Source organism: Stenotrophomonas sp. GW821-FHT02D01, assembly GCF_059421765.1.
This window is the reverse complement of record NZ_JBWKVP010000003.1, coordinates 362,601-387,221: the sequence shown is the minus strand read 5'-3', so window position 1 is coordinate 387,221 and position 24,621 is coordinate 362,601. Positions and strand designations below refer to the sequence as shown.

Sequence of the window (24,621 nt, the reverse complement as noted above, 5' to 3'; positions counted from 1 at the left end):
CCGACAGGAGGCGCCATGCGCCGCATTGTTCTTTTCCTTGCCACTGCAATGGCCGTAGCCGCGCCGTGGGCAACCGCTGCCGACTGGCAGCCGGTGGCCAGCATCCGTGCTGCCGCGTTGTCGACCCTGGCCGCCGGCACTGAAGGTGAGGCCGTGGTTGCCGATGCGCTGCGCCTTCCAAAATGCGGCGGCGCGTTGCAGGTGCAGCCCACGGCAAACACCACCGTGGAAGTGAGTTGTCCCGACGCCGGTGGCTGGCGCCTGTTCGTGCCGGTGAAGGTGCGCCGCAACCAGACCGTGCTGGTGCTGACCCGTGGCATCGGCACTGGAGAATCCATCGCCGCCGCCGATATCAGTACTGCCCAGCGTGACGCGGCACGGATTGCCGGTGCAGTGCTGGCCGATCCTGCCGCAGCGATCGGCCGCATCGCCCGTCGGCCGTTGCCGGCAGGAACACTGTTGTCGAGCAACGATCTGGTTGCACAGCGTCTCATCAAGCGAGGAGACAGTGTGGCACTGGTATCGCGGCGTGGTTCGGTCGAGGTCCGCATCGCCGGGCGCGCACTGGGCGATGCCGGCCAGAACGAGCGCGTCTCGGTGGAAAACCTGTCCTCTCGCCGTATCGTGCAGGGCACGGTGGACGCGACCGGTGACGTAATCGTGGCGCGTTGAAATAATGCAGAATTCCCCTAAAGATCACGGCCCTGCGGCCGTTATCCCTTGTGTACGGCAACTCCAGGACACCCCATGAGCCAGAAAATCGACGGCAACCTGCAGGTCCCCCAGGCACTGCGCAGCGTGACCACCCCGGCCGCCAAGCCCGGCGTCAGCACCGATTCGGCGGCACGTCCAGTCGAGGCGGCCGACAGCCTGCGCCTGACCGGCGAAGCCACCAACCTGCAGGCCATCGAGCGTGAGCTGAGCACCGCTCCGGCGATCGACGCCCAGCGTGTTGCAGCGGTGCGCGAATCGCTTCAGAACGGCACCTACAAGATCAATCCGGACGCGATCGCTTCGCGCATGCTTGAACTGGACCAGCAGCTGCAAGGATGACCGCGGCGATGAGCGAGCCGCTGCAGCGCCTTGCCCAGGCCCTGGACGTTGAACGCCAGGCCCTGGTCGAGCACGACGTGCATGCCCTGATCCGTGCCACCGGTGCGAAGCTGGAAGCGCTGCGTGCGCTGGAAGGCGCGCCACCGGTGGGCGAGGGCGAGCAGCTGCAGGAACTGGCCGAGCGCAACCGCGCCAACGGTGTGCTGCTGTCGCGGCGCCGGCGCGAGGTCAACTGGGCACTGCGCCAGATGGGCCGCACCGAAGAGTCCTCGGCATACGATGCCAAGGGCCAGTCGCATACCGTCACCGCGCGGCGGCCACTCGCCGTCGCCTGACAGGACCGGCGGTCGGCTGACCGCCCGATGGCGGCTGTAGGCCGCCGCGTGAACGCGTATATTGGGCGCCTGTTTGATCGCCCCGAGCCGCCGTGTCTGCCGCCAACGTTCTGGTTACCGCCCCCCTTCCGCCGCAACCGGTGCTGCAGGCCCTGCTTGAGCGCCTGCGCGAGGGCTTGCTGCTGTTCACCGAAGATGGGCAGGTCGCCCTGGCCAACCCGGCCGCGCAGAGCCTGCTGGGCAGCGATGAAGGCACCTTGCCGCCGCCACAGCGCCTGCGCCAGCTGCTGCCGCCGGATGCGCTGGAACATGCGCGCCAGCACGGTCACTGGAACGGCAGCCTGCCGCTGGGCGAGGGCGTGGTCATCGCCCATCTGTACTTCCATGGCGAACCCGGTTCGGGGCACTACCTGGCCTTGTTCCGCCATATCGAAGGCCAGGAAGACTACGAACGCGAACTACAGCAGCGCCATGCCGAACTGCGCCAGGCCTACCTGCGCTTGAACGGCACCCAGGAAAAGCTGCTGCAGTCGGAGAAGATGGCTTCCATCGGCCAGCTTGCCGCCGGCGTGGCGCACGAGATCAACAACCCGATCGGCTACGTGCATTCCAACCTGGGCAGCCTGCAGGAATACCTGCGCAGCCTGTTCACGGTGATCGAAGCCTACGAACGCGCCCTGCGTGCGCCCGACCCGAAGGCGTTGATTCCGGAAATCGACGATATCCGTGACCGCCTGGACATCGATTTCATCAGCCGCGATCTGCCGCAGCTGATGGCCGAGTCACGCGAAGGCATCGAGCGCGTCACCCGCATCGTGCGCGACCTGAAGGACTTCTCCTATTCCGGCCGCGACGAATCGTGGAAGCTGGTCGACCTGCATTCCGGCCTTGAATCGACCATCAACATCATCTGGAACGAGCTCAAGTACAAGGTGCACCTGGTGCGCGAGTTCGGCCAGCTGCCGCTGGTGGAATGTCTGCCCTCGGAGTTGAACCAGGTCTACATGAACCTGCTGCTCAACGCCGGCCATGCCATCGCCGAGCGCGGCACGATCACCGTGCGTACCGGCGTGGACGGCGACACGGTGTGGGTCGAGTTCGAAGACACCGGCGGTGGCATTTCGCCGGAACTGCGCCAGCGCATCTTCGATCCGTTCTTCACCACCAAGCCGGTGGGCAGCGGTACCGGCCTGGGCCTGTCGATCTCCTACAGCATCATCAACAAGCACCACGGCCGCATCGATCTGGACAGCACCCCGGGCGTCGGCTCGCGCTTCCGCCTGGTGCTGCCGATCAAGCAGCCGCGCTGAAGCAGCACGGTAGTGCCGGCCGCTGGCCGGCAGATGCGGGGCTTCCAGGTTCATCGGGTTGCCGGCCAGCGGCCGGCACTACCCGGGTTCAGCGCAGCGGCGAACGATCCTCACCGCCGTCGGCCGGCTCGACAGCCGCCAGGCCACCGTTGCTGCGCCGCTGTTCCTCGTACGTGCGGAAGGCCTGGTGGATGTGCTTGCGCAGTTCGTCGTCATTCCACGGCTTGGTCAGGAACCGGTAGATCGCACCGCGGTTGATCGCATCGGTCACCGTGTTGAGGTCGGTATAGCCCGACAACACCAGCCGGATCGTGTCCGGGTACAGCATCTTCACCCGGCCCAGGAACTCGGTGCCGCTCATGTCGCTCATGCGCTGGTCGGACAGGATCACCTGCACGTCGTTGATGGCCAGCAGATCGAATGCATCGCGCACGTTGCCTGCCGCCAGGATGCGGTACCCATCGCGGCGGAACAGGCGCACCAGCGAGCGCAGCACGTTCTCCTCGTCATCCAGCAGCAGCAGGGTGCGGTCCGGCCGGGTTTCGGCGAACGCTTCGGGGCGCAGGTAGCGGCGGCGCAGGGTCATGCCGGCGGCATCGGCGGACATCGGTTCGCCGAACAGATACCCCTGGAACACGTCGCAGTCGTTGCGGCGCAGGAAGCCCAGCTGTGCCTGCGATTCCACGCCGTTGGCGATCACCGTCATGCCCAGCTGGTGGCCCATTGCAATGATCGCGCGTGCGATCGCCGCTTCACGGTTGCCGGCCGGAGCGCTCTTGATGAAGCTGCGGTCGATCTTCAGCTTGTCCACCGGGTAGCGCACCAGCGCACTCAGGCTCGAATCGCCGGTGCCGAAGTTGTCCAGGCTCAGGCTGATGCCTTCGTTGCGCAGGTTGGCCAGCGTTTCGTGGACGAAGTTGACGTTGTTGGTCAGCGCGCTTTCGTTGATCTCCAGCGTCAGCATCTGTGCTGGCACGCCGGAGGCCTGGATCACGCCCATCACTTCGGCAAAGAAATTCGGGCGCAGCAGCTGCAGGGTGGACACATTCACCGCGATGGTGAAGTCATCAAAGCCCTGGTCGCGCCACAGCCGGGCCTGCTTCAACGCACCTTCCAGCACCCACGTACCAATCTGCACGATGATGCCCAGTCGCTCGGCGGTGCGCATGAAACGCTCCGGCACCAGCATGCCCAGGGTCGGCGACTGCCAGCGCAGCAGCGCCTCCATGCCCACCACGTGGCCATCGCGGGCACTGACCAGCGGCTGGTAACGCAGCTTCAGTTCGCCGTTGGGAATGGCATCGACGATCTGCCGCGCGATGATGCTCTCGCTGTGCGCGCTCGGCGGCGTGTCCACCGCATGGATGCGCACCGCATTGCCGCCTTCGCGGGCGGCCTGGTACAGCGCGTCCTCGGCATGGTCGAGCAGGCGCGAGGCACTGCTGGCGTGCTCCGGGCACAGGCTCACGCCCAGCTTGCCGGTCATGAACAGCGTATAGGGCAGTACCGACAGCGGCAGTTCCATCTGCTGGCGGATCTCTTCGGCGAAATCCTCGGCCAGGGGCAGATCGGCGGTGCGCGGCACGGCAATCAGGAACTCATCGCTGCCATGCCGCCACAGCATGCCGCGTCCGCGCAGGTAGGACTGCAGGCGCTGGGCCACCAGTACCAGAGCCTGGTCACCAACCTCCGCACTCATGTTCTCGTTGACCGAGGCGAAGTGGTCGATGTCCACATGCATCAGCATCAGCGGGGTACCACCGGAGGCGGCTTCGGCGACCATCGCCTGCAGCTCGGGGTTGCCGGCGCCGAGGCGATCAGGTGCATCATCGATGCTGACCGGGGGCAGGTTGGGGTTCCACATGGGCTCAGTATTCCGCTGACTCGACGGCCGCCGTAACAGCGGCCTGGTAAGGAAGGTGGACATCGACGAGGGTACCGGCGCCGTGCGCCGACTCGATCCGCACATGGCCGCCCACGCTCTGCGCGCGCTCGCGCATCACGATCAGGCCCAGGCCGCGCGGGCCATCCGGATCGAACCCTTCGCCATCGTCACGGATCATCAGGTGCAGCCCGCGCTGGTCGACGTCGCGCAGCTGCAGCACCACCTGGCTGGCGCGCGCGTGGCGCAGTGCATTGGTCAGGCTTTCCTGGGCGATGCGGAAACAGGCCTGCTCGATGCTGTTGTCCGGGCGCGTGGGCAGCGATTCGATCTCGGCCTGCAGCTCGACGGTGGACGAGCGGAACAGCACGCGCGCCTGCCAGCTCAACGCCGCCTCCAGGCCCAGCGCATCCAGCTGCGGCGGCCGCAGCAGGGTGGAGATGTCGCGCAGCTTGGCAACGGTGGTATCAGCCAGGCTGACGATCTGCGCCAGGTCCTCGCCGCGCCGCTGCGCATCGTCCTCGTCCTGCGCCGCATAGGCCGACAGCTTGATCGCGGTGATCGCCTGGCCGATGTCATCGTGCAGGTCGCGCGAGATCGCCCGGCGCTCGTCCTCCTGCAGCGAGAACAGGCGGCCAGCCATCGCCTGCAGCTCGCGGTTGCTGGTCTCCAGCGCGCTTCGGGTCTGTTCGGATTCACTCAGGTCGCGCACGATCAGCAGCTTGCAGTCGCGGCCGCCGTAGCGCACGTCGCCCACCGCAATGCCAGCCTGGAAGTTGCGGCCATCGGCGCGCTGCATGGCCACCACGCTGCTGTGGCCCGGGCTGTGCTGCGGCTGCCCGGCGCGCATCTGCGCGCGCATCCGGGCCAGATCGCCGCCTGCCACCAGGGCCGACAGCGGCTCGCCCAGCAGCGTGTGGCTGCCGTAGCCGAACAGGCCGGCCGCCCACGCATTGGCATACAGCACATGTTCGTCGGACAGGATCACCACGCCATCGGGCAGCACCCGCACCAGCTCGCGGAACTGCTCTTCGCGTTCGCGCAACAGGCGCCGCGACTGCTCACGCTCGGTCACGTCCTGCAACGTGCCCAGTATCCGGTCACGTCCGGCTTCATCCACGCCGCTGGCGGCACGCAGGTGCACCATCAGCGCACGGCCATCCATTGCCAGTACCGGCAGCAGCACGTCCACCTGCACCTGCTCACCCGAGCACAGCTCGGCCAGCACCTGATCGGTCTGTGCGGCCGTGGCCGGATCGGCTGCCACCAGCAGCTCGTCGAAACGATGCCAGCGTCGCGCCTCGGGCGGGCGACGGCCCAGCAGGCGATAGACCTGGTTGGAGTAACGGCCCTGGCCGGTGGACGGGTCCAGCTCCCACGCGCCGATCCGGGCCAGCTCGTGGGCTTCTTCCACGCGGGCCAATGCCTGGTCGCGCCGCAGCTGGGCCAGGTCTTCGGCGGTGCGGTCGATGGCGATCAGCAGGCGCGCGGTGTGCCCGTCGTAGTCGATCGCGTTCGAACGCAGTTCCATCTGCCGCAGGCTGCCATCACGCAGCTGCAGCTGCGCGCGCAGGATGCACAGCTGCTCGGGCGCGCCGCGGATCTCCTCCAGCTTGGTCTGCAACGCCTGGTCCTGGCCAGGTGGCCAGAGCACGTCGATGGTCTGCGCCAGAAGTTCGTCACGGTCCCAGCCGAAGGTGCTGCAGGCGGCCGGGTTGGCATCGAGGATGGTCAGATTGTCCAGGTCATAGACCAGGATCGGGCCCGGGTTGCCTTCGAACATCTGCCGCAGGCGCAGCTCGGAGGCCTGCAGGCGGGCATGGGTGTGCAGCACGTGCTCGGCCAGCGGCCGCAGCAGCAGGTACAGCAGGCCAGCACTGGCAAGGGCGAAGAATGCGCCCTTCATGCTCTGCCAGAGTGCCGCCTGCTGTGGGTCGGGTACCAGTGCCGTCACCGCGCCGTCGGTGGCGATCATCCAGGCCAGCGCCATCGCCAGGTAGCTCAGCACCACGCGACGACGGTCGCGGCCCAGCGCCTGCGCCATCCGCGGGTCGGGAACAGGGGCGGTGCCGGTCGGTTCTACGGGCATGGACAGGGCAGGGAGGCGGCAGGGAAGAAGGGGTGCGGGCCATCTTACCGCGCAGGTGTGCCCTGGCCACTCAATTATCCGCGGCAGGCGCCGTTAACCACTGCGTGCCCCGCTGTCGGGCGTTTCATCCGGAGCAAGATCGCGTGGACCAAGGGATCATCGCCAGCCTGCTGCAGCATCCGCTCGCCTCGGCGCTGGTCATCGTCGACCGCAGCGGGCGCCCGCTCGCGGCCAATCCGGCTGCGCGCGAGCATGGCCTGCCGGCCACGGTGGCCGCGTACGCGCCAATGCTGGAAGACCTGCGCCTGCTGGCCGCCGACGGTGGCATCGTCGCCTGCACGCTGCCGGGCGGCCCACGTGGTCACTACGATGGCCACCTGCGTGCCGTGCATGACGGCAGCGGCAACCTGCTCGCCTTCACCCTCAGCGTGCCCGAGCCGGTGCCGGTTGATGGCGGCGGTCGCTGGGAACTTGCACTGGACAGCGCCGGCCACAGCCTGTGGGACTGGGACATCCCCAGCGACCGGGTGGCGCGCACGCCCGCGCTGGGTGAGGAAACGGCCACCCAGATCCTGGCGCGCGTGCACGCCGACGACATCACCCAGGTGCGCGCCGCGCTGGATGAACACCTGCACGGCGACAGTGAGCAGTACAGCGCCCAGTTCCGCTTCCGCCAGGCCGATGGCCAGTGGCGATGGGTGCTGGACCGCGGCCGGGTGGTGGCCCGTACCGCCGATGGCCAGCCGCTGCGCATGGTCGGCACCCATACCGACATCGAGCAGCAGAAGCAGCTGGAAGCCCTGCTGCAGGAGCAACAGCTGCATCTGCGCGAAGCCCAGCGCATCGCCAGCATGGGCAGCTGGTCGTTCGATCCGCACAGCCGCCAATTCTGGTGGTCGCCGGAACTGCGCTCGCTGCTGGCATTACGGCAGGACAGCATCCCGGGGCAGCGACGCTGGCTCAAGCAGCTGCACCCGCGCTCACGTGGTGCACTGCGTGCGGCCTGGCGCCGCCTGTGGCGCGATGGTCGCGCCGCCAACCTGGAACTGGAACTGACCCGCGGCAACGAACCCTCGCAGCATCTGCGGTTGTGGATGCAACCGTTGCTGGACATGGAAGGGCAGCCCAAGCGCCTGCTGGGGCAGGTGCAGAACATCACCGAACAGCATCAGACCGACGCCCTCATCCGCTGGCGTACCGAACTGCTCAACCGCGTGTCCGCGCTGGGGCGCATCGGTGGTTGCGAGATCGAAGTGGCGACGCGCAACATGCAATGGACCGAGGAGTGCTATCGCATCCACGGCCTGCGCAAGGAACCCATCACCCTCGACCAGGCGCTGGCACTGCATGCAGAGGATTCGCGTGCGGCGTTTGAAGCGGCGCTGGGGCGCATTGCCGGTGGCGGCCTGCCGGAGCAGCTGGATCTGTGCTTCTACCGCCAGTCCGGGTTGCGCGTATGGGTGCAGGTACTGATCGAACTGGACCGTCGCGATGGCTTGCCGCCGCGCTTCGTGGTTCTGTTCCGTGACATCACCCGCGAGCGCGAAGCGAACGAGCGGATTGAACTGCTTGCCCACTACGACCTGCTGACCGGACTGCCCAACCGGGTGCTGCTGGGCGAGCAGACCTCCGAAGCCATCGAGGAAGCGCGTGATCGCGGCACCTCGCTGGCGATGCTGTTCATCGATCTGGACGGCTTCAAGAACATCAACGACAGCTTCGGCCACGCCACCGGCGATGCGCTGCTGAAGGCCGCCGCAACCCGGCTGCACCAGAACCTGCGCAACAACGACCTGTTTGGTCGTTTCAGTGGTGACGAGTTCATCGTGGTGCTGCGCGACCTGGCCGAGCCGGAAGATGCCGGCCATGTAGCGCGCAAGCTGATCAATTCGCTGGCCGAGCCGCTGCGCCGTGGCGACACCACCTTGAAAGTTGGCGCCAGCGTGGGCATCGCCATGCTTGGCGAGAGCCAGACCGACTTCGACTCACTGCTGCGCGCTGCCGACGCGGCGATGTACGCGGCCAAGGAAGCTGGTCGCAATACCTATCAGTACTACAGCCAGGACGCGCTGGCGCGGATCCAGCGCCGGCTGGAGATCGAGCACGGACTGCATGGCGCCATCGAGCGCGACGAGTTCAGCCTGGCCTACCAGCCGCTGCTGCACGCCCATCATGGCGAGCCACCGGCTATCGAGGCGTTGCTGCGTTGGCATCGCCCGGGCATCGGCTACTGCAGCCCGGCGGAGTTCATTCCGATCGCCGAAAAGTGCGGCGAAATCGTCCGCATCGGCGACTGGGTATTGTCCGAAGCCTGTCGCCAGGCAGCCGCGTGGGATCGTGCCGGCCTGCATTTCGAGCGCATTGCCGTAAACGTGTCGGCGGTGCAGCTGCGTGATCGTGGCTTTGCCGAGCGCGTGATCGAGATCTGCCACGCGCACGGCTGGCCACCGCAGCGGCTGGAGCTGGAGCTGACCGAATCGGCGTTGATCCGTGACACCGACATCCTGCGCCACTGTTTCGATGTGCTGGAACGGCACGGCGTGCCGCTGGCAGTGGACGACTTCGGTACCGGCTTCTCCAACCTCAACTACCTCAACCGTTTCCCGGTCGGCCGCCTGAAGATCGACCGCAGCTTCGTGCAGGGCATGCTGCATGACTCGGGCACCGCCGAGGTGACCCAGGCCATCGTCCATCTTGGTCACGCACTGGGCATGAAGGTGGTGGCCGAGGGCGTGGAAACGCACCAGGAAGAAGACATGCTGCGCCGCCAGGGCTGCGACGAGATCCAGGGCTACCTGTACTCGCGCCCGCTCACACCGCGCGACCTGGCGCAGTGGCTGCGCCAGCAGCACCTCGCGCCAGGCCGAACCGATGCGGCCAGTGAGGTGGTGCTGGCGCGTTGAGGCGCCGCGCTCCTGCTCTGGTGGCTGCCGACCGTTAGTCGGCACTGATGCCGCCCGCGATCATCCACGCATGGCGTGGATCTACCGGAGCCTGGAATGGTAGGTGCCGACCGTTGGTCGGCATGTATGCCTGAGATCGCGATCAGCTATGCACAGCGCGGATTTGCCTGTATTCAGCATCGGGCCGGAAGGACCGCCTCGCTGCTGTCTGCTCGGCAAGTGATTTCAGTTCAGCGAGACGATCCCGCTTGACCAGGTGCGCTGCCTCCCAGCCGCCTTCGACAACCGCGGGCGAGAAGCTGTAAATCTCGTTCGGAGCCAAAGGCCCCAGGAAATCGAGTGCATGTGCATACAAGGGCCGCTCCTCTTCGTCGGTGACGTCAAGACAAGGCCCATCCAAGACGTCCAGCAGGAACGCCAGTTTCCAGTAGCGCTCCGCCGCATCGGCGGGGCCCGGTACATCCGAGTCCGCCGAAACCTGTGCGCCGTGCGGGTCGATGCTGATCTGCACGGCGGTATTCTCCCCACACAACAGAATCTGGCCGAAAGCGGTCACTGCGTAGGCGTGAAATATATCGGCGTGCTGCAGCGGATTGCCCTGCAGGTAAGTTTCGACAACCCCCGCATACAGGTGGGGATCGACCATGACGAGCCTGTCGTCGCGATAGCGTGCGAACCCGTCGCGTCGCCACAGCGCCAGCAGCAGGTCAGGCAACACGCCTTCCCATGCCGCAAGTGTTGCCTCGGGAACCGCCTCGCTTTTGGAGCTCACAGTGAAGCTCTGCATGAACGCGTCGGATTCAATGCCCGCTGGTTGCGCTCCGATGCCGGGGGCGGCCAGCGCATTTCCGTCGAAGCCGATTGATAGGTAGTCCAGGAACGTCAGCATCGCCTTGGCGTGTGCAAGCTGCGGGGTCGATTCGTGGGATGGAATGACGGTTGCTTTGCCTCCTGAGACAAGCAACAACGCGCCCGCTGGAAGGCCGTGCCACGACTCCTCCAGCACCAGATAGCGCTGCAGTGCCTCATCGGCATCATCGTCAAGGATGATGACTGGCGGACCGTCGTGCACGCACCCCGCGGCCACCTCGACCACTGCGTCGATCACGCCTGCGTCAGGATCGTACGGATCGATCGGAGCGGAGTAGGGCTGTTGGAACTCTCCAAATGTCTGCAGGGCCTGCTGAAGCGCCCCGAGTGAATCGGGATCCAAGGTCAATGGGTGAGGGGTTGCCGGAAGCTGCAAGGCAACTGAAAGGCAGAGGGCTATGCTGGACATCGGGCGACAGTCTGATCAGAGCCGGAATCGGCCTGCCACGATGAACGGCGGATTGGCCGAGGTCCATGCAAACAATCCGAAACTGTAGGGCTCTGATGGATCCATCCACGCATGGCGTGGATCTACTGCGGCGCGGCAACCAAGCGCTGCGGAAATTCGGACCGCAGCCGTGCGCGTACCGCTTCAACCACGTCTGCATAGCGTCGGCGCTGGATGAAATAGCCTATGTAGAACAGCAGCAGGGCCACCAGCATCGGCCACGCAGCGGGTCGGACGAGGATGACCGGCACCAGCATCAGTGTCAGGCCCAGCGCGAACCAGCTGCACAGCCCGACCACCCGCACCTCCCTGCGCCGTGCGTCGATCATCACCCGCCCGCGCATCAGCGGAAAGTAGCGACGGCCAACGCTCGGCACGAAGCTCTCGCGAAAGGCGATACTGCCGTCCGGCAGCGCGCGGAACACCAGGCAAAGCCAGGTATCGGGCGGCAGGTCATGCTCCAGACCGGCCAGTGAAAGCTGCGCCAGCTCTGCCGGCGTAGCGGCGATGCGCTGGTTGAACAGCGCGATGCCGGTGCGGAAGAAGAATGGCGCCCAGAGGGCCAGCAGCAGGAGTTCGATCAGCAGCAATGCGATCAGAGCGATGGCCATCGGTCTTCCATGAATGGGGCCGGGGCATCATGCCATAGCGATTACGCCACGCCAGTAGATGCACGCCATGCGTGGATGATGTCGGGACCATCCGTAGCGTTGTGGCGTGCACGCCCGAGAAAGCGCAGGTGGCCAGCAGTCCCTCTGGATCAATCCTCTTCCACCAGATCACTGAGATCCAGAATCTGTGGATCAACGCTGTGCGCAACGATGCTTCGGATCATTCCCGGCCTGGGCCGAAGTGAATAGGCTCGCATCGTATGGATGGGATTGAATTCCAGCCACGGGCAGGATGAGTGTCCCACGATAACCGGCATGTTGAAGTTTATGTCCTTGGGGTCATCCAGTGGCAGGGTCCATTTGCCGCCGTGATGCTCCCACACTACATCGCCCAGATATCGTGCAAACACAACCCTCAGAGCATTCTGTTCGTCCTCCGATAGCGTCGCAGCCATCGTCGTGTACAGGATCTCCAGGCGATCCAGGCTCTCCAGACTCCCGTCAAGTTCGATGCCGCGGACGTGCGCCTGGTCGACAAGCCATTCAATCTGGTCGTCCATGATCATCAAAAATTGTTCGAAGGCTTCGCGGGCCTTGTCAAGGTCTAGCGTCATGCTGATGCCTGGGTTGCAAAAAGGCAGTGTGTCCTGCTGGCCCGGCTCAAGCCATGCAACAATTCTCAAATCGCTGTTGGCAGCGGGCACTAATCGACAGGAAGACCTGAGATGGCTGGTGCTCGGGTGAAAGCCATCCACGCATGGCGTGGATCTACCTCAAGGCTTCCCCATCCAACCCCAGGTCCCACGCCAGGCCCAGCACGTCATCGCCGGCTGCCGGTGGGGCAGGGCGCGCGTCGGCCAGTTTCTGCAGCTCCTGGATTTCTTCGCGGGCCACCTCTTCCAGCTGGCGCAGCTGCTCACGTACGCCCGCATTGCGCGGGCGCTCGTTCTCGTTGATCGGGGGCAGGGCGCGGATCAGGGTCATGGTGCGCTTGCAGGATGCATCCAAAGGCGGGTCACACGCAAAGGCCCCGGCAGAACCGGGGCCTCGCACGCTGCCGGAAGGGGCAGCGGACATCAGGATCAGAACAGCTCGACCGTACCGGCGCCCATGCTCTGCTGGGCAACCGGCTTGTGCGGCGGACGCTCCCATTCGCTGCGCAGTTCGCGCAGGCGGTTGCCGGTGCGCTGCAGGGCAGAGGCGATTTCCTCGTCGAACACGCCGCCGTTGCGGTGCAGCAGTTCCTGCAGGGCCACCGCTTCGCGGTTGATCGCGGTCAGGCGGTCCAGGTGGGTATGCACGCCGCCCAGGGCCTGTGTGGCGATGTCCTCGAACTGCAGGGCGCGCACGGCTTCGGCCACGCTGCCATCGATCGAGCGCGCGCAGTCGGACACTTCGCGCATGCCGTCACCCAGCGAAGCGTTGATCTGCGCCACGTTGTCCAGCATCGCCGCGGCTTCCTGGCGCGCTTCACGGGAGCGGTCCATATCGCGCGAGGCCATGTGCGAAACCGTCTCGCGGACCTTGGCGATGGCATCCTTGGAGCTGTGCGCCAGCTTGCGGATCTGCTCGTTGAAGGTGGTCGAACGCTCGGACAGGTTGCGCACTTCGTCGGCGACCACCGCGAAACCACGACCGGCTTCACCGGCACGCGCAGCTTCGATGGCGGCGTTCAGGGCCAACAGGTTGGTCTGGTCGGCAATCGACTTGACGTCTTCCAGCAGCGCGAAGATGCCATCCAGGTGCTGCGCCATCTGGTCGATGTGCTGCACGGTGGTGCTGCTCTGGCCGCTGACCTGCTCCAGCGCTTCCACCAGCTGTTCCATGCGGTGGCTGGCGTGCTGGGCGAAGCGGGCAACGTCGAGGCCGGCGCCGCCTTCGTCACCGGCGCGGTCGACGATGCGTGACAGGGCCTGGCTCTGCTGGCGCGACTTGCGGTTCATGGCATCGAAGCTGCCGCCGAGGCTGGAGACGGCCTGGCGGATCAGGTCGCGGGCGCGTTCCACTTCACCACGCGAACCGTCGATCTCGTTGCCGACGAAGTTGCGCAGTTCGGTCAGCAGCTGGTCCTGCTCACGCAGGACACGGGCATGTTCCGGGGAACGGTGCGCTTGGGCGCGGGCGGTCCACCACGCAAAGCCGAGCCAGCTCAGCGTCATCGTGGTCAGGATCGCCCAACGCAGGGCGACCGGCCATTCGAAACCGATGGCGAAGGGGAGCAGCAGGGTCAGAGCCAGGGGGGCGGCCAGACGGATGAAAATGCGTGAGTACATGGACGTTCTCGGGAGGTGCACGGAGGATGTATCGGCCGTACCCCCTTTCTCTTTAACGTCGATGTGCTTCGAAGTGCATTCTGAATGCGCCGGTTTTCCGGCGCTGCCGGGCTGTTCGGGGTCAGAGCCCTTTCCGTGCCGGAAAGGGATCCGACCCCATGGCCTCAGGCCAGCTGCCGGTCCACGGCCTCGACCATGGCCTTGCGGCTGAGCAGGAAGTCCCAGTAGCTGCCACCCAGCTGCCGCCACAGCACAGCGGCACGCACGGCGGCCAGAAGCAGCGCGCGGATCTCGGCCACCACGCCGGCCTGGCCCAGGTAATGCGGGTTGCCCTGCACCATGACCCGCGGCTTGAGGTGGCTGATGGTGTCTGCATACAGGCCGCCCAGCGCGGCCAGCACATCGGGGTGGCCGCTGTCACCCAGGTCGGTGGCCTGGCGCTGGGCGCGCTCGATACCCGAGGCGACCTTGTTCACGGTGGCCCCGTCCTGCACGAAGCGGCGCTCCAGCTGCAGTACCGACAGGGCCAGCTTGGGCAGGATCGGGTCCTGGCCCTGGTTGCGGAAATGGTTGTGCAGCAGGCGCAGGCCGGACTTCAGTGCATGCCGATCGCCAAATACCGCCTGCGGCGAGGACGCATCGATGCGGAACACACTGTCCACGGCGGTGCGTACGGCCGCGGCGTCGGAATGGCCGGTATCGGCGATACGGCGTACCTGCTGCAGGGCCTGGGCAATGCCGGCCAAAGCCAGAACGCGGTCGTCGACAGTGAAACTCATGCAGCGATTACCTCAAAAGGAGAAGGGGTGGTGCGCAGGCGCTGTTCCAGCGGCGCGTCGGTGGCGGCGATCACCGCGCCACCCAGGCAGACCTCACCGTCATACAGCACCAGGGATTGCCCGGGGGTGACTGCACGCTGCGGCCGGGCGAAGGTGACCTGCACGCTGCCGTCGTCCAGCACGTCCACCGTGCACGGCTCATCGGGCTGGCGGTAGCGGGTCTGCGCGGTGCATTCAAAACGCCGTGCCGGTGGCGCGCCGGCGATCCAATGCGCGGTTTCCGAGCGTAGCCGGTTGGACAGCATCCATGGGCTGTCACGGTCCTGGTCCACGTACAGCACGTTGCTGGCCACGTCCTTGCCGACTACATACCAGGGCGCGGCAGGGCGGCCGCGCACGCCGCCGATGTTCAGGCCTTCGCGCTGGCCCAGGGTGAAATAGAAGACGCCAGGATGCTCGGCGATCACGCTGCCATCGCTGGGATCGAGGATCTGCCCGGCCTTGGCCGGCAGGTAACGTCCAAGGAACTCACGGAAATCGCGCTCGCCGATGAAGCAGATGCCGGTGGAGTCCTTCTTGGCATGGGTCGGCAGGCTGACGTCGCGGGCAATCCGGCGCAGGTCGCTCTTTTCCAGGTCACCAATCGGGAACAGGGTGGCCGCCAGCTGCTCCTGCCCCAGCTGGTGCAGGAAGTAACTCTGGTCCTTGGAGCGATCGGCACCACGCAGCAGCAGCCATTGATGGCCGCGCTGGGCAATGCGCGCGTAATGGCCGGTGGCGATCCGCTCGGCGCCCAGTTCTCGGGCCGCATCAAGGAAGTGCTTGAACTTCACTTCGCGGTTGCACAGCACGTCCGGGTTGGGCGTGCGGCCGGCGGCGTATTCGGCCAGGAAGTGCTCGAACACGCCCTGCCAGTATTCGTTGGAGAAGTCGCGGAAATGGAACGGAATGCCCAGCAGTCCGCAGACCGCTACCGCGTCGCGGCGGTCGTCCTCGGCGCGGCAGTCACCGCTGCCGTCGTCGGCCCAGTTCTGCATGAACAGACCGGCCACGGCCTCGCCCTGCTGCACCAGGCGCCAGGCAGCCACGGAAGAATCCACGCCGCCAGACACGCCAACCATCACCCGTGGGCTGCTCATGCGACCTCCCGGACCAGTGCAAGCGGATAGCGCTGGCCGGCCAGGTAGTCGGCCAGCACTTGCCAGACCAGCGGGCTGCGCTGGCGTCCGGCGGCGGCCTGCAGTTCGGCTGGGGTCATCCACAGCGCCCGATCGATGCCGGCATCCAGCGGCCGCGCCGGGTCGTGCGAGACCGGGCGCGCGGCATAACAGAAGCGCAGGAACGGGGTGCCGTCACCGGCGGTCCACTGGTAGCAGCCGATGAAGGCGGTCAGTTCCACCGTCCAGCCGGTTTCCTCGACGGTCTCGCGCAGGGCGGCCTCGGCCAGGCTTTCACCCGGCTCCAGATGCCCGGCCGGCTGGTTCAGCACCTGCCGGCCCTCGATGGTTTCTTCCACCAGCAGCACCCTGCCGCCGTCGACCACCACGGTGGCGACGGTTGCATGCGGTGCCCAGCGCGGGTCCGGCGAGGTGTTCAACTCAGAGATCGTCCTTCTTGGTCAGCTCCAGCTCCATCGCGTCGGCGGTGCGGATGGCCGCATCGATGGCGTCGCTGAGCTGGTCGGAGGTGGCGTCGGCATCGATCTTCACCACGAACATCGCGGTCGACTCCTGCTTCACCCAGCCGCCCATCTTGGCGTCCTGCGAATCTTCCAGCAGGCGGTTGGCCACGGCCACCGGGAACTGCTTGGTCTGCGAGGTGTAGCCCGGCGACCAGATCTCGCGGATGTTGTGGGTACCGAAGTCTTCCACCGACGAGCGCACATAGACGATCTGGGTGCGATCGCCTTCGACATCGAACACCATCTGGTAATCGCCGTCTTCATCGACCTCGTAGGTGTAACCCAGCTTTTCCAGGTGACGGGCAACGGCCTTGTCGGCCTTCGTGCTGTCAGTGGTGGTCGCAGCGCCAGCGGTGCCCGCGGCAGCCAGGGCGATCAGCAGGGCGGAGAGAAGGGTCCTTTTCATGAAGATCCTGTGAAACCATGTGTGTGGGAAGGTGCAATTGTGACGGCGGGCGCCCGTGCCGTCCATTCCACGCGGGGCCTACGCAAGGCCGTCGCACCCCTTATAATCGGCAGATGCCTCGCGAGTCCGCCCCCGATTCCCACCACGAGCACGGCGTTGCCGTGGAGCCCGCGCGCCCGGAAGTGGCGCCGCCGCCCTTCTATCAGGTCATGCTGCTCAATGACGACTACTCCCCGATGGATTTCGTCGTGGACGTCCTGCAGCAGTTCTTCAACATGGATCTGGACAAGGCCACCCAGGTGATGCTGCACGTCCACACCCGTGGCCGTGGCGTCTGCGGTGTGTTCACCCGCGAAGTGGCCGAAACCAAGGTGGCCCAGGTCAACGAGTACGCGCGGATGAACCAGCACCCGCTGCTGTGCACGATGGAAAAGGCCTGACCCTGGCGCGGCGTGCCCACCAGGGTGGGCACCTGCCAGTTCGAGTCACGCCTCCGCCAGCGTCTGCACGGCCATCTCGGCCACCGCCTCATCGATGTCGGCCGGGTCGCCATCATCCCTGAACCACACCGCTGACAGGCCGGCACTGGCCGCGATCCAGCGCAGCAGCCGCGTGCGCTCGAGATCGGCCAGCCGGCAGACCTGTTCCACCCGGGCATGGAAGCGCTCGGGCCGTGTTGCCACATGGATGCCCGGCCCGCACAGGTCCGGATTGCTGAACATCGTGGTGTAGTCGAACGCGCGGTCGCCCAGCAACCGCTTCGGGTCGATCGCCAGCCAGCCCCGCGCGCCGAAATCCAGCACGTTGTCGTGGTGCAGGTCGCCATGCAGGGGGCGGATCTCCTGCTCGTCCTCCAGCAGTGCCATCGCCAGCGATCTGCACTGTTCCAGCAATGGCGGCAGCAGTGCCCTTGGTTGCAGCAGATCGGCGAACCATCTACGCAGGCAGACCAGATCTTCTGGTGGCGCGCTCCGTGGCCGGTGCAGCTGCTGCAGGACCTGGCACAGGATCATGGTGCAGGCGTCGTCCTCGCCCTTGATCGAGCGTTGCCGCAGCGAATCGCCGCGCGCCCGTTCGATCAGGATCGCCGGCCCCTCGTGGGCCAGCAGGCGTGCGGCACCGTCGCCGTTCCACCAGCGCAGCAGGCGATGGCCGTTCTGTTCCTCTGTCTCCGTGCTCACCTTCAACATGGCCGCCTCGCCAGAGGCGGTCAGCACCGGCCAGAGCCGGGCATGGGGGGTACGGATCGAAGGACCATCACGTCGCAATCGCCAGCGGCTCAGGTAGGGTTCGCTCATGTGGGTGGGCTGTCCTGGAGTGAACGATGATCAAGCGTTTGGTAGTGCTAACGCCATCTGAACGTCGCAATCCGCTAGGGTGATGGAAATCGTGTAGTCAGGCCGCATATTGTCTCCAACTGCCGCCGGAGTAATCCATGTTCAGCAAAGACCTCGAACACACCATCGGCCAGTGCTACAAGCGCGCCCGTGAGGCCCGACATGAGTTCATGACGGTCGAACACCTGCTGTTGGCACTGCTCGACAACCCGTCCGCCCAGGCCGTATTGAAGGCTTGTGGCGCCGACGCCGACCGCCTGCGCCAGGAGCTGGAGCAGGCCATCGAGGCCTCCGTGTCCCGCCTGGCCGAAGATGACGGCCGCGATACCCAGCCCACGCTGGGCTTCCAGCGCGTGCTGCAGCGGGCCGTGTACCACGTGCAGTCCTCCGGCAAGAAGGAGGTCACCGGTGCCAATGTGCTGGTTGCCATCTTCGGCGAGAAGGACTCCCACGCGGTCTATTACCTCAACCAGCAGGATGTCACCCGGCTGGATGTGGTCAATTACCTGTCCCACGGCATCGCCAAGCTGGGCGAGGAAGGCGAGCAGCCGTCCTCCTCCGAGGGTGAGGGCCGCATGGAAGGGGGCGAAGGCGAGCCCAAGGGCGATGCCCTGACCGAGTTCGCCAGCAACCTCAACGAGCAGGCCCGTGCCGGTCGCATCGACCCGCTGGTCGGCCGTGCCGACGAGATCGAGCGCACCATCCAGGTCCTGTGCCGCCGCCGCAAGAACAACCCGCTGTACGTGGGCGAGGCCGGCGTCGGCAAGACCGCGATTGCCGAGGGCCTGGCCCGACGCATCGTTGAAGGTTCGGTGCCGGACGTGCTGGCCGATGCGGTCATCTATTCGCTCGACCTGGGCGCGCTGGTGGCCGGTACCAAGTACCGCGGCGACTTCGAAAAGCGCCTGAAGGGCGTGCTGACCGCGTTGAAGAAGGTGCCCAATGCGGTGCTGTTCATCGACGAGATCCACACCATCATCGGTGCCGGCTCGGCGTCGGGCGGCACCATGGACGCCTCCAACCTCATCAAGCCGGCACTGGCGTCGGGCGAGTTGCGCTGCATCGGCTCGACCACCTTCCAGGAATACCGCGGCATCTTCGAGAAGGACCGGGCGCTGGCCCGTCGCTTCCAGAAGATCGACATCGTCGAGCCGACCGTGGGCGAAACCTACGAGATCCTGCAGGGCCTGAAGTCCAAGTACGAAGCCCACCACGGCGTCACCTACGCCGATGAAGCGCTGCAGGCCGCCGTCGATCTGTCGGTCAAGCACATCGCTGATCGCCTGCTGCCGGACAAGGCCATCGACGTGATCGATGAGGCCGGTGCCCGCCAGCGCCTGATGCCGGAAGGCCAGCGCAAGGAGTTGATCGACGTCGAGGAGGTCGAGGCCATCGTCGCCAAGATGGCGCGTATCCCGGCCAAGCAGGTCAGTGCCACCGACAAGGATGTGCTGCAGCACCTGGAGCGCAACCTGAAGATGGTGATCTTCGGCCAGGATCCGGCCATCGGCACCTTGGCGTCGGCCATCAAGTTGGCGCGCTCGGGCCTGGGTAATCCGGAAAAGCCGATCGGCAACTTCCTGTTCGCCGGCCCCACCGGTGTCGGCAAGACCGAGGTGACCAAGCAGCTGGCGCTGCAGCTGGGCATCGAGCTGGTCCGATTCGACATGTCCGAGTACATGGAGCCGCATTCGATCAGTCGCCTGATCGGTGCCCCTCCGGGCTACGTCGGCTTCGATCAGGGTGGCCTGCTGACCGAGAAGATCGTCAAGACGCCGCACTGCGTGCTGCTGCTGGATGAAATCGAGAAGGCGCACCCGGACATCTTCAACATCCTGTTGCAGGTGATGGACCGCGGCGTGCTGACCGACACCAATGGCCGCGAAGCCAACTTCAAGAACGTGGTGCTGGTGATGACCACCAATGCCGGCGCGGCGCAGGCCTCGCGGCGCTCGATCGGTTTCACCAAGCAGGACCACGCCACCGATGCGATGGAGACCATCCGCCGTGCGTTCACCCCGGAATTCCGCAACCGCCTCGATGCGGTGGTGCAGTTCCAGCCGCTGGGCTTCGAACACATCCTGCGCGTGGTGGACAAGTTCCTGATCGAGCTGGAGATGCTGCTGCAGGAGAAGCACGTCAGCCTGTCGGCCACGCCGACTGCGCGCGACTGGCTGGCCCACCACGGTTTCGACCCGCTGATGGGTGCCCGCCCGATGGCGCGGGTGCTGCAGGACAAGGTGAAGCGCCCGCTGGCCGACGAACTGCTGTTCGGCAAGCTGGTCAACGGCGGCAAGGTCAGCATCGACGTGCGCAACGACGAGCTGGTTGTCGAGGCGCAGGCCGAGCCTGAGCGGCTGTTGCCGGCCACGGTTGAGTAAGCGCCTGCCGGGCATTGCCCGGCGACGGAAGCAACGACAGGGCGGCTCAGGCCGCCCTTGTCGTGTCAGCCCTTCAGCGGCTGCGCTGGCGGGCCATGCGCTTGAAGGCGGCGGCGTCCAGTGGCTCGATACGCTCGACCGTGCAGTTGGCGCGGTCGGTCTTCAGCTCGCTGCGTGAGTCGCCGCATAGCTGGTTGCTCTCGCCCTGGGTTTCAAACGCCAGCCGGCGCGAGGTCACTGCGTTGTTGCAGGAGGTTTTGAACACAACGCGGTAGTGCTGGTCACCATTGCGCAGCAGCACATCACGATCGGCGCCGGCGCGGACGATCTGCTGGTCTTCGCTCAAGGCAATACAGCTGTCGCCGGTGCTTGCCGCCGGGGTGTCGGCGGCCTGGGCGACGGGTGCGATCAGGGTGGCGGTAATGAGTGCAAGGGCAGCGAAGCCAGCGGGCAGGGAGGGCATGTTCATGGCGGGGGCAGGGGTGGCGATCCGGATTGGATCGGATGCCACGATGCCGCCACAGCTGCGAATGCGAATCTGCCGCAAGCATGGCTGACCGATGTCACGGTGCATTCGGTCAGGGTGTCGTCCGGCAGGGCCGGATTGCAGGCATGACAAAAGGCCAGCGTCCAGGGCTGGCCTTGTCGGGGTGGCGCAACGCGCCAGCCGCTTACTTCATTCGGTAGGTGATACGACCCTTGGTCAGGTCGTACGGGGTCATTTCAACCTTGACCCGGTCACCGGTGAGGATGCGGATGTAGTTCTTGCGCATGCGGCCGGAGATGTGGGCGATGATTTCGTGCCCATTTTCCAGACGAACGCGGAAAGTGGTGTTCGGCAGCGTCTCGCTGACGGTGCCCTCGAACTCGATGGAATCGTCTTTCGACATGTAGTCCTGTGCGGTTCAGAAAACGGCCACGCTGGGCCTAAGGCGCAGCATTTTACGCGTCAAACGCCCAGCTTGCAAAGATTGTGTTATTCCCCGGCGAAATCCGCTGCCGGCACGCGCCCGACGAGCCGGGTCCAGGCGCCTTCCCGGCCCGGCGCCTGTACCGCGCTGCGGACCTGCTGCAGAAACGGCGCGCGCGGCAGATGCTCGGCGCCCATGCGCAGCAGATGCGGATTCTCTACCTGCGCGTCGATCAGTGGCCAACCCCAGCCGTGAAGCGTGCGTGCCAGTGCGGCCAGTGCCACCTTGGAGCCGCCACTTTCGCCACTGAACATGCTTTCACCGAAGAACATCGTGCCGATGGCCACGCCATAGATGCCGCCGACCAGCGTCTGCCGATCCCACACCTCGAAGGAATGTGCGAAACCCAGGTCGTGCAGCTGGCTGTAGGCATCCACCATCGCCGGGCTGATCCAGGTGCCGTCCTGGCCGGGGCGGAGGGCGCTGGCGCAGGCACGCATCACCTGGCTGAAGGCGGTATCGGCGGTCACTTCCCAGCAGTTGCCGCGCAGCTGCCGGCGGAACCTGCTGCTCAGGTGCACGCCGTCGGTACGGAACACCATGCGCGGATCCGGCGACCACCACAGGATCGGCTCGCCTTCGCTGAACCACGGAAAGATGCCGCCGGCATAGGCGTTGAGCAGGCGCAGCGGATGCAGGTCGCCGCCCACCGCAAGCAGGCCATCGGGTTGGCGCAGCGCTGTCTCGGCCGGCGGGAAGGGGGCATCCGGCGCATCAGCCAGGCGCCAAGGCAACTGACGGGTCATGACGGCATTGTATTCGTCGTGGCGATGCGCGATGTCTGGCACCATCACGCACTACCGGCAAGGAGCCCCGCATGAGCGATCTGATCACCGCCATCCTCGATGCGCACGATGCGCCGCGCACACGCAATGACAGCCTGGCCATGCTGTTGACCCTGGCCAGCGAAGACCGCCCACAGCTCGGCGCGCTGCTGCTGCAGGCGCTGGATCGCCGCTCACCCGGCTCCACCTTCCTCGACACGGCGTTGGATCTGCTGCCGGACGAGGCTGTTGCCCCGGTCTGTATTGACGCCTGGCGGCGCTATCGTGACGGCGAGCGTGGCGAGCTGCTGACCAGCGTGCTGGAGTTTGCCAGCTACCAGGCGCCGCAGACGCTGCAGGACGATTGGGAGGCGCTGCTGGAGGTCGCCATCGAGGATCACATCCAGCTGGCCTCGCAGGTCTGGCAGGCATTGCCGCCGTTGGTTGCGACTGACTGGGCGCATCGGTTGACCGAGGCAGACGACGATCGCGAACTGGAGCGGGCCAAGGCAGTGCTGCTGGCCACCCAGCCGGAGACCCACGCCGCCGCCCGTGGCTACCTGGCCGACTGGAGCGACCTGGATGCCGAGGTCTGGGCGCACTGGGCGGGCCTGGCCCATGTCCCGCGTCTGCGCCGTCTGCATGGCCAGCAACCGCTGCACCTGCGTTTCGGGCGCGAACAGCATCGCGCACAGGTGGCCGAAGAGCCTGCCTGGCGCAAGCGGATCTGGCGTCTGCACCCCACTTGGAATAGCGGCCAGGTGCGTCACGCCGGGCGCATGGGCGGGCTGCTCGATGCCATGTGCGGCAGCTGTCATGCGCCGCTGCAGCGTCTGCTGCAGTCCGATGCTGCGGCGCTGCAGCCGGACGCGGAGGGTGAGGTCACGCTCGGGCTGTGCCTGGACTGCTGTGGCTGGGAAGACCCGCCGGTGCGTTTCTATCGGCACGATGCAGAAGGCATGCCGAGCTGTCACCCCAGCCAGCACTGCCAGGTGCCGATCAAGCCCACCGACAGCGGCGACCTGCTGCAGGCCGAGGTGGGTCTTGCCGCGATGGACAGCCATCGCTGGCAGCAGCAGGACTGGGGCCAGTCCAATCACCGGCAGAACCTGTCGCGGGTGGGTGGCGCACCGAGCTGGGTGCAGAGCGCGCACTACCCGGCGTGCATCGATTGCGGCGAGCAGATGCCTTTCGTGATGCAGCTGGACTCAACGTTGCCGACTACCAATGAAGGCATGTTGCTGTGGGGTAGTGGCGGCATGCTGTACAGCTTCTGGTGCGCGAAGTGCCGGGTGAGCGGGCACTTCTGGCAATGCACCTGAGCGCAGCATTCCCGCCATTGCCGTGGTAGATGCCAACCTTGGTTGGCGCGCTTCTCCGACGCTACGGTTCCGCGCGAAACGGGCCATGCCCCTGCAGCTCCTGCTGGTAGCGCCGCACATCCCTCCGCTCCTGCCGGCACCAGTCGCGCAACGCTTCGGCGAACTCCGCATCGGCCACCCAGTGCCGGCTGCGCACGATGGTCGGCAGGAAACCACGCGCCAGTTTGTGCTCACCCTGCGCACCCGGTTCGAAGCGGGCCACGCCCTCGCGCAGGCAGTACTCGATGCCCTGGTAGTAGCAGGCCTCGAAGTGCAGGCCGGGCAGGGTGGCGCCGCCCCAATAGCGGCCGTACAACGTGTCGCCGCCGCGCAGGCACAGCGCGCCGGCGATCGGCTCACCGTCCTGTTCGGCCAAGAACAGCACCAGCCCGCGCCCGAGTGAAATTGCCAGATGGCGCAGGAACGCCTCGGTCAGCGCCGGCGCGTTGCCGTATTCCAGGAACGTCTGCAGGTAGAAGCGGTACATGGCCTGCAGATCGGCGCGGGTGGCTTCGTCGCCATGCACCACCCGGAAAGTGATGCCTTGCCGGTTCACCTTGGACCTCTCCTGGCGGATGTTCTTGCGGTGCTTGTGGTTCATCGCGCCCAGGAACTGCTCGAACGTGCACCAGTCACCTGGGTTCTGCCACTGGAACTGGATGTCCTCGCGCAGCAGCCAGTCGTCGTCGAAGATTGTTTCGTCCGCCGCCGTGTGGAAATTGATGTGTGCTGACGACACGGCGAGTGCGGGCATCTGTTCGCGCAGTGCCGTCAGCAGGGCGGTGCGCTGCGACGCATCACGGGCCAGCAGTCGCGGGCCGGTCACCGGCGAGTACGGCACCGCGCCGAGCCACTTCGGGTAGTAGTCGCGGCCATGGCGCGCATAGGCATTGGCCCAGGCGTGGTCGAACACGAACTCGCCATGCGAGTTGGTCTTCAGGTAGCCGGGAATGGCACCGAGCAAGGCATCGCCGTCCCACAGGGTGAGATGCTGCGGCTGCCAACCCCAGTCCTCGCGCAGGCAACCGTAGGTTTCCAGGCCGGACAGGAAAGCGTGGCTGACGAATGGGTTGCCGCCGTCGTGCAGGGCATCCCAGTCGGTGGCGGGAACGGACTGCAGGGAGTCGAGGAAGCGGGCGCTGGGCATGGGGGAAAGGATAGGGCAGG

At 66.0% G+C, this 24,621-nt stretch carries 24 protein-coding genes; 8 read left to right on the top strand and 16 right to left on the bottom strand.

Translation table 11 applies throughout. The annotated features are described in order from the left end of the window. Nucleotides 1-15: 15 nt before the first annotated feature. The 4 genes from flgA to AC07UW_RS09225 all read left to right on the top strand — a co-directional run bounded on the left by flgA (nucleotide 16) and on the right by AC07UW_RS09225 (nucleotide 2,698). The gene (flgA, locus tag AC07UW_RS09240; RefSeq protein ID WP_088099872.1) at nucleotides 16-672 is read left to right on the top strand and encodes a flagellar basal body P-ring formation chaperone FlgA; all 657 of its coding nucleotides are present in this window, start codon (nucleotides 16-18) and stop codon (nucleotides 670-672) included. A 75-nt stretch (nucleotides 673-747) separates the two neighbouring features. Continuing rightward, on the top strand, nucleotides 748-1,053 hold the full coding sequence (gene flgM / locus AC07UW_RS09235) for a flagellar biosynthesis anti-sigma factor FlgM (RefSeq protein WP_025879113.1): 306 nt from the start codon (nucleotides 748-750) through the stop codon (nucleotides 1,051-1,053). Beyond that, the gene (locus tag AC07UW_RS09230; RefSeq protein ID WP_025879114.1) at nucleotides 1,050-1,388 is read left to right on the top strand and encodes a flagella protein; all 339 of its coding nucleotides are present in this window, start codon (nucleotides 1,050-1,052) and stop codon (nucleotides 1,386-1,388) included. The genes flgM and AC07UW_RS09230 overlap by 4 nt, the downstream gene beginning before the upstream one ends. A gap of 92 nt (nucleotides 1,389-1,480) precedes the next feature. Beyond that, the gene (locus tag AC07UW_RS09225) at nucleotides 1,481-2,698 is read left to right on the top strand and encodes an ATP-binding protein (protein ID WP_025879115.1); all 1,218 of its coding nucleotides are present in this window, start codon (nucleotides 1,481-1,483) and stop codon (nucleotides 2,696-2,698) included. 88 nt (nucleotides 2,699-2,786) lie between these two features. Here the strand turns inward: AC07UW_RS09225 and AC07UW_RS09220 are convergent, their stop codons facing one another. Then, nucleotides 2,787-4,562 (bottom strand): EAL domain-containing protein, encoded by a 1,776-nt coding sequence (locus tag AC07UW_RS09220; RefSeq protein ID WP_088099874.1) that lies wholly within the window; start codon nucleotides 4,560-4,562, stop codon nucleotides 2,787-2,789. Between the two features lie 4 nt (nucleotides 4,563-4,566). Then, nucleotides 4,567-6,669, bottom strand: a complete 2,103-nt coding sequence (locus AC07UW_RS09215; RefSeq protein WP_495211909.1) for a sensor histidine kinase — start codon at nucleotides 6,667-6,669, stop codon at nucleotides 4,567-4,569. A 143-nt stretch (nucleotides 6,670-6,812) separates the two neighbouring features. Between AC07UW_RS09215 and AC07UW_RS09210 the strand changes: the two genes are divergently transcribed. Continuing rightward, nucleotides 6,813-9,572 (top strand): bifunctional diguanylate cyclase/phosphodiesterase, encoded by a 2,760-nt coding sequence (locus AC07UW_RS09210; protein WP_495211908.1) that lies wholly within the window; start codon nucleotides 6,813-6,815, stop codon nucleotides 9,570-9,572. 142 nt (nucleotides 9,573-9,714) lie between these two features. Here AC07UW_RS09210 and AC07UW_RS09205 read toward each other — a convergent pair whose 3' ends face one another. The 9 genes from AC07UW_RS09205 to AC07UW_RS09165 form a co-directional block, all read right to left on the bottom strand. Beyond that, entirely contained in the window at nucleotides 9,715-10,851 is a 1,137-nt protein-coding gene (locus AC07UW_RS09205; protein WP_495211907.1) for a GAD-like domain-containing protein, read from the bottom strand. A 122-nt stretch (nucleotides 10,852-10,973) separates the two neighbouring features. Then, complete coding sequence (locus AC07UW_RS09200) at nucleotides 10,974-11,501, bottom strand: hypothetical protein (RefSeq protein ID WP_495211906.1); 528 nt, start codon at nucleotides 11,499-11,501, stop codon at nucleotides 10,974-10,976. Between the two features lie 149 nt (nucleotides 11,502-11,650). Continuing rightward, on the bottom strand, nucleotides 11,651-12,115 hold the full coding sequence (locus AC07UW_RS09195; protein WP_495211905.1) for a hypothetical protein: 465 nt from the start codon (nucleotides 12,113-12,115) through the stop codon (nucleotides 11,651-11,653). 154 nt (nucleotides 12,116-12,269) lie between these two features. Further along, complete coding sequence (locus tag AC07UW_RS09190; protein WP_080148816.1) at nucleotides 12,270-12,485, bottom strand: hypothetical protein; 216 nt, start codon at nucleotides 12,483-12,485, stop codon at nucleotides 12,270-12,272. A 98-nt stretch (nucleotides 12,486-12,583) separates the two neighbouring features. After that, nucleotides 12,584-13,774, bottom strand: coding sequence for a methyl-accepting chemotaxis protein (locus AC07UW_RS09185; RefSeq protein WP_025879122.1), 1,191 nt, complete (start codon nucleotides 13,772-13,774; stop codon nucleotides 12,584-12,586). A 164-nt stretch (nucleotides 13,775-13,938) separates the two neighbouring features. Continuing rightward, on the bottom strand, nucleotides 13,939-14,553 hold the full coding sequence (gene hflD, locus AC07UW_RS09180) for a high frequency lysogenization protein HflD (RefSeq protein ID WP_495211904.1): 615 nt from the start codon (nucleotides 14,551-14,553) through the stop codon (nucleotides 13,939-13,941). Beyond that, entirely contained in the window at nucleotides 14,550-15,692 is a 1,143-nt protein-coding gene (gene mnmA / locus AC07UW_RS09175; RefSeq protein WP_025879124.1) for a tRNA 2-thiouridine(34) synthase MnmA, read from the bottom strand. The genes hflD and mnmA overlap by 4 nt, the downstream gene beginning before the upstream one ends. Then, nucleotides 15,689-16,150, bottom strand: a complete 462-nt coding sequence (locus tag AC07UW_RS09170; protein WP_025879125.1) for an NUDIX hydrolase — start codon at nucleotides 16,148-16,150, stop codon at nucleotides 15,689-15,691. Before AC07UW_RS09170 ends, mnmA begins: the two co-directional genes overlap by 4 nt. Nucleotide 16,151: 1 nt before the next feature. Beyond that, complete coding sequence (locus tag AC07UW_RS09165; protein WP_025879126.1) at nucleotides 16,152-16,640, bottom strand: hypothetical protein; 489 nt, start codon at nucleotides 16,638-16,640, stop codon at nucleotides 16,152-16,154. A 113-nt stretch (nucleotides 16,641-16,753) separates the two neighbouring features. On the opposite strand from AC07UW_RS09165, the gene clpS reads away from it, so the two are divergent. Then, nucleotides 16,754-17,080 (top strand): ATP-dependent Clp protease adapter ClpS, encoded by a 327-nt coding sequence (gene clpS, locus AC07UW_RS09160; protein WP_025879127.1) that lies wholly within the window; start codon nucleotides 16,754-16,756, stop codon nucleotides 17,078-17,080. A 45-nt stretch (nucleotides 17,081-17,125) separates the two neighbouring features. Here clpS and AC07UW_RS09155 read toward each other — a convergent pair whose 3' ends face one another. Then, nucleotides 17,126-17,938: an APH(6) family putative aminoglycoside O-phosphotransferase gene (locus tag AC07UW_RS09155; protein WP_495211903.1), complete on the bottom strand. Its 813-nt coding sequence runs from the start codon at nucleotides 17,936-17,938 to the stop codon at nucleotides 17,126-17,128. A 137-nt stretch (nucleotides 17,939-18,075) separates the two neighbouring features. On the opposite strand from AC07UW_RS09155, the gene clpA reads away from it, so the two are divergent. Further along, a complete protein-coding gene (gene clpA, locus AC07UW_RS09150; protein WP_032974818.1) occupies nucleotides 18,076-20,358 on the top strand; it encodes an ATP-dependent Clp protease ATP-binding subunit ClpA in 2,283 nt (760 codons plus the stop codon). Between the two features lie 73 nt (nucleotides 20,359-20,431). On the opposite strand, the gene AC07UW_RS09145 is transcribed toward clpA, so the two are convergent. The 3 genes from AC07UW_RS09145 to aat form a co-directional block, all read right to left on the bottom strand. After that, a complete protein-coding gene (locus AC07UW_RS09145; protein ID WP_447945064.1) occupies nucleotides 20,432-20,827 on the bottom strand; it encodes a hypothetical protein in 396 nt (131 codons plus the stop codon). Between the two features lie 202 nt (nucleotides 20,828-21,029). After that, on the bottom strand, nucleotides 21,030-21,248 hold the full coding sequence (infA, locus tag AC07UW_RS09140) for a translation initiation factor IF-1 (RefSeq protein WP_005409596.1): 219 nt from the start codon (nucleotides 21,246-21,248) through the stop codon (nucleotides 21,030-21,032). A gap of 86 nt (nucleotides 21,249-21,334) precedes the next feature. After that, nucleotides 21,335-22,075: a leucyl/phenylalanyl-tRNA--protein transferase gene (gene aat / locus AC07UW_RS09135; RefSeq protein ID WP_495211902.1), complete on the bottom strand. Its 741-nt coding sequence runs from the start codon at nucleotides 22,073-22,075 to the stop codon at nucleotides 21,335-21,337. A 71-nt stretch (nucleotides 22,076-22,146) separates the two neighbouring features. On the opposite strand from aat, the gene AC07UW_RS09130 reads away from it, so the two are divergent. Then, on the top strand, nucleotides 22,147-23,415 hold the full coding sequence (locus tag AC07UW_RS09130; RefSeq protein WP_495211901.1) for a hypothetical protein: 1,269 nt from the start codon (nucleotides 22,147-22,149) through the stop codon (nucleotides 23,413-23,415). Between the two features lie 61 nt (nucleotides 23,416-23,476). Here AC07UW_RS09130 and AC07UW_RS09125 read toward each other — a convergent pair whose 3' ends face one another. Next, entirely contained in the window at nucleotides 23,477-24,601 is a 1,125-nt protein-coding gene (locus AC07UW_RS09125) for a GNAT family N-acetyltransferase (RefSeq protein WP_495211900.1), read from the bottom strand. Nucleotides 24,602-24,621 lie beyond the last annotated feature (20 nt).

Bases quoted from the DNA above. Each gene is read 5' to 3' on its own strand.
- AC07UW_RS09230 (WP_025879114.1), top strand. From the start codon at position 1,050: ATGACCGCGGCGATGAGCGAGCCGCTGCAGCGCCTTGCCCAGGCCCTG.
- infA (WP_005409596.1), bottom strand. From the start codon at position 21,248: ATGTCGAAAGACGATTCCATCGAGTTCGAGGGCACCGTCAGCGAGACG.
- AC07UW_RS09145 (WP_447945064.1), bottom strand. From the start codon at position 20,827: ATGAACATGCCCTCCCTGCCCGCTGGCTTCGCTGCCCTTGCACTCATT.
- flgM (WP_025879113.1), top strand. From the start codon at position 748: ATGAGCCAGAAAATCGACGGCAACCTGCAGGTCCCCCAGGCACTGCGC.
- AC07UW_RS09155 (WP_495211903.1), bottom strand. From the start codon at position 17,938: ATGAGCGAACCCTACCTGAGCCGCTGGCGATTGCGACGTGATGGTCCT.
- clpS (WP_025879127.1), top strand. From the start codon at position 16,754: ATGCCTCGCGAGTCCGCCCCCGATTCCCACCACGAGCACGGCGTTGCC.
- clpA (WP_032974818.1), top strand. From the start codon at position 18,076: ATGTTCAGCAAAGACCTCGAACACACCATCGGCCAGTGCTACAAGCGC.
- AC07UW_RS09220 (WP_088099874.1), bottom strand. From the start codon at position 4,562: ATGTGGAACCCCAACCTGCCCCCGGTCAGCATCGATGATGCACCTGAT.
- AC07UW_RS09130 (WP_495211901.1), top strand. From the start codon at position 22,147: ATGAGCGATCTGATCACCGCCATCCTCGATGCGCACGATGCGCCGCGC.
- AC07UW_RS09200 (WP_495211906.1), bottom strand. From the start codon at position 11,501: ATGGCCATCGCTCTGATCGCATTGCTGCTGATCGAACTCCTGCTGCTG.
- mnmA (WP_025879124.1), bottom strand. From the start codon at position 15,692: ATGAGCAGCCCACGGGTGATGGTTGGCGTGTCTGGCGGCGTGGATTCT.
- AC07UW_RS09195 (WP_495211905.1), bottom strand. From the start codon at position 12,115: ATGACGCTAGACCTTGACAAGGCCCGCGAAGCCTTCGAACAATTTTTG.
- AC07UW_RS09215 (WP_495211909.1), bottom strand. From the start codon at position 6,669: ATGCCCGTAGAACCGACCGGCACCGCCCCTGTTCCCGACCCGCGGATG.
- flgA (WP_088099872.1), top strand. From the start codon at position 16: ATGCGCCGCATTGTTCTTTTCCTTGCCACTGCAATGGCCGTAGCCGCG.
- AC07UW_RS09165 (WP_025879126.1), bottom strand. From the start codon at position 16,640: ATGAAAAGGACCCTTCTCTCCGCCCTGCTGATCGCCCTGGCTGCCGCG.
- AC07UW_RS09125 (WP_495211900.1), bottom strand. From the start codon at position 24,601: ATGCCCAGCGCCCGCTTCCTCGACTCCCTGCAGTCCGTTCCCGCCACC.
- aat (WP_495211902.1), bottom strand. From the start codon at position 22,075: ATGACCCGTCAGTTGCCTTGGCGCCTGGCTGATGCGCCGGATGCCCCC.
- AC07UW_RS09185 (WP_025879122.1), bottom strand. From the start codon at position 13,774: ATGTACTCACGCATTTTCATCCGTCTGGCCGCCCCCCTGGCTCTGACC.
- AC07UW_RS09205 (WP_495211907.1), bottom strand. From the start codon at position 10,851: ATGTCCAGCATAGCCCTCTGCCTTTCAGTTGCCTTGCAGCTTCCGGCA.
- hflD (WP_495211904.1), bottom strand. From the start codon at position 14,553: ATGAGTTTCACTGTCGACGACCGCGTTCTGGCTTTGGCCGGCATTGCC.
- AC07UW_RS09190 (WP_080148816.1), bottom strand. From the start codon at position 12,485: ATGACCCTGATCCGCGCCCTGCCCCCGATCAACGAGAACGAGCGCCCG.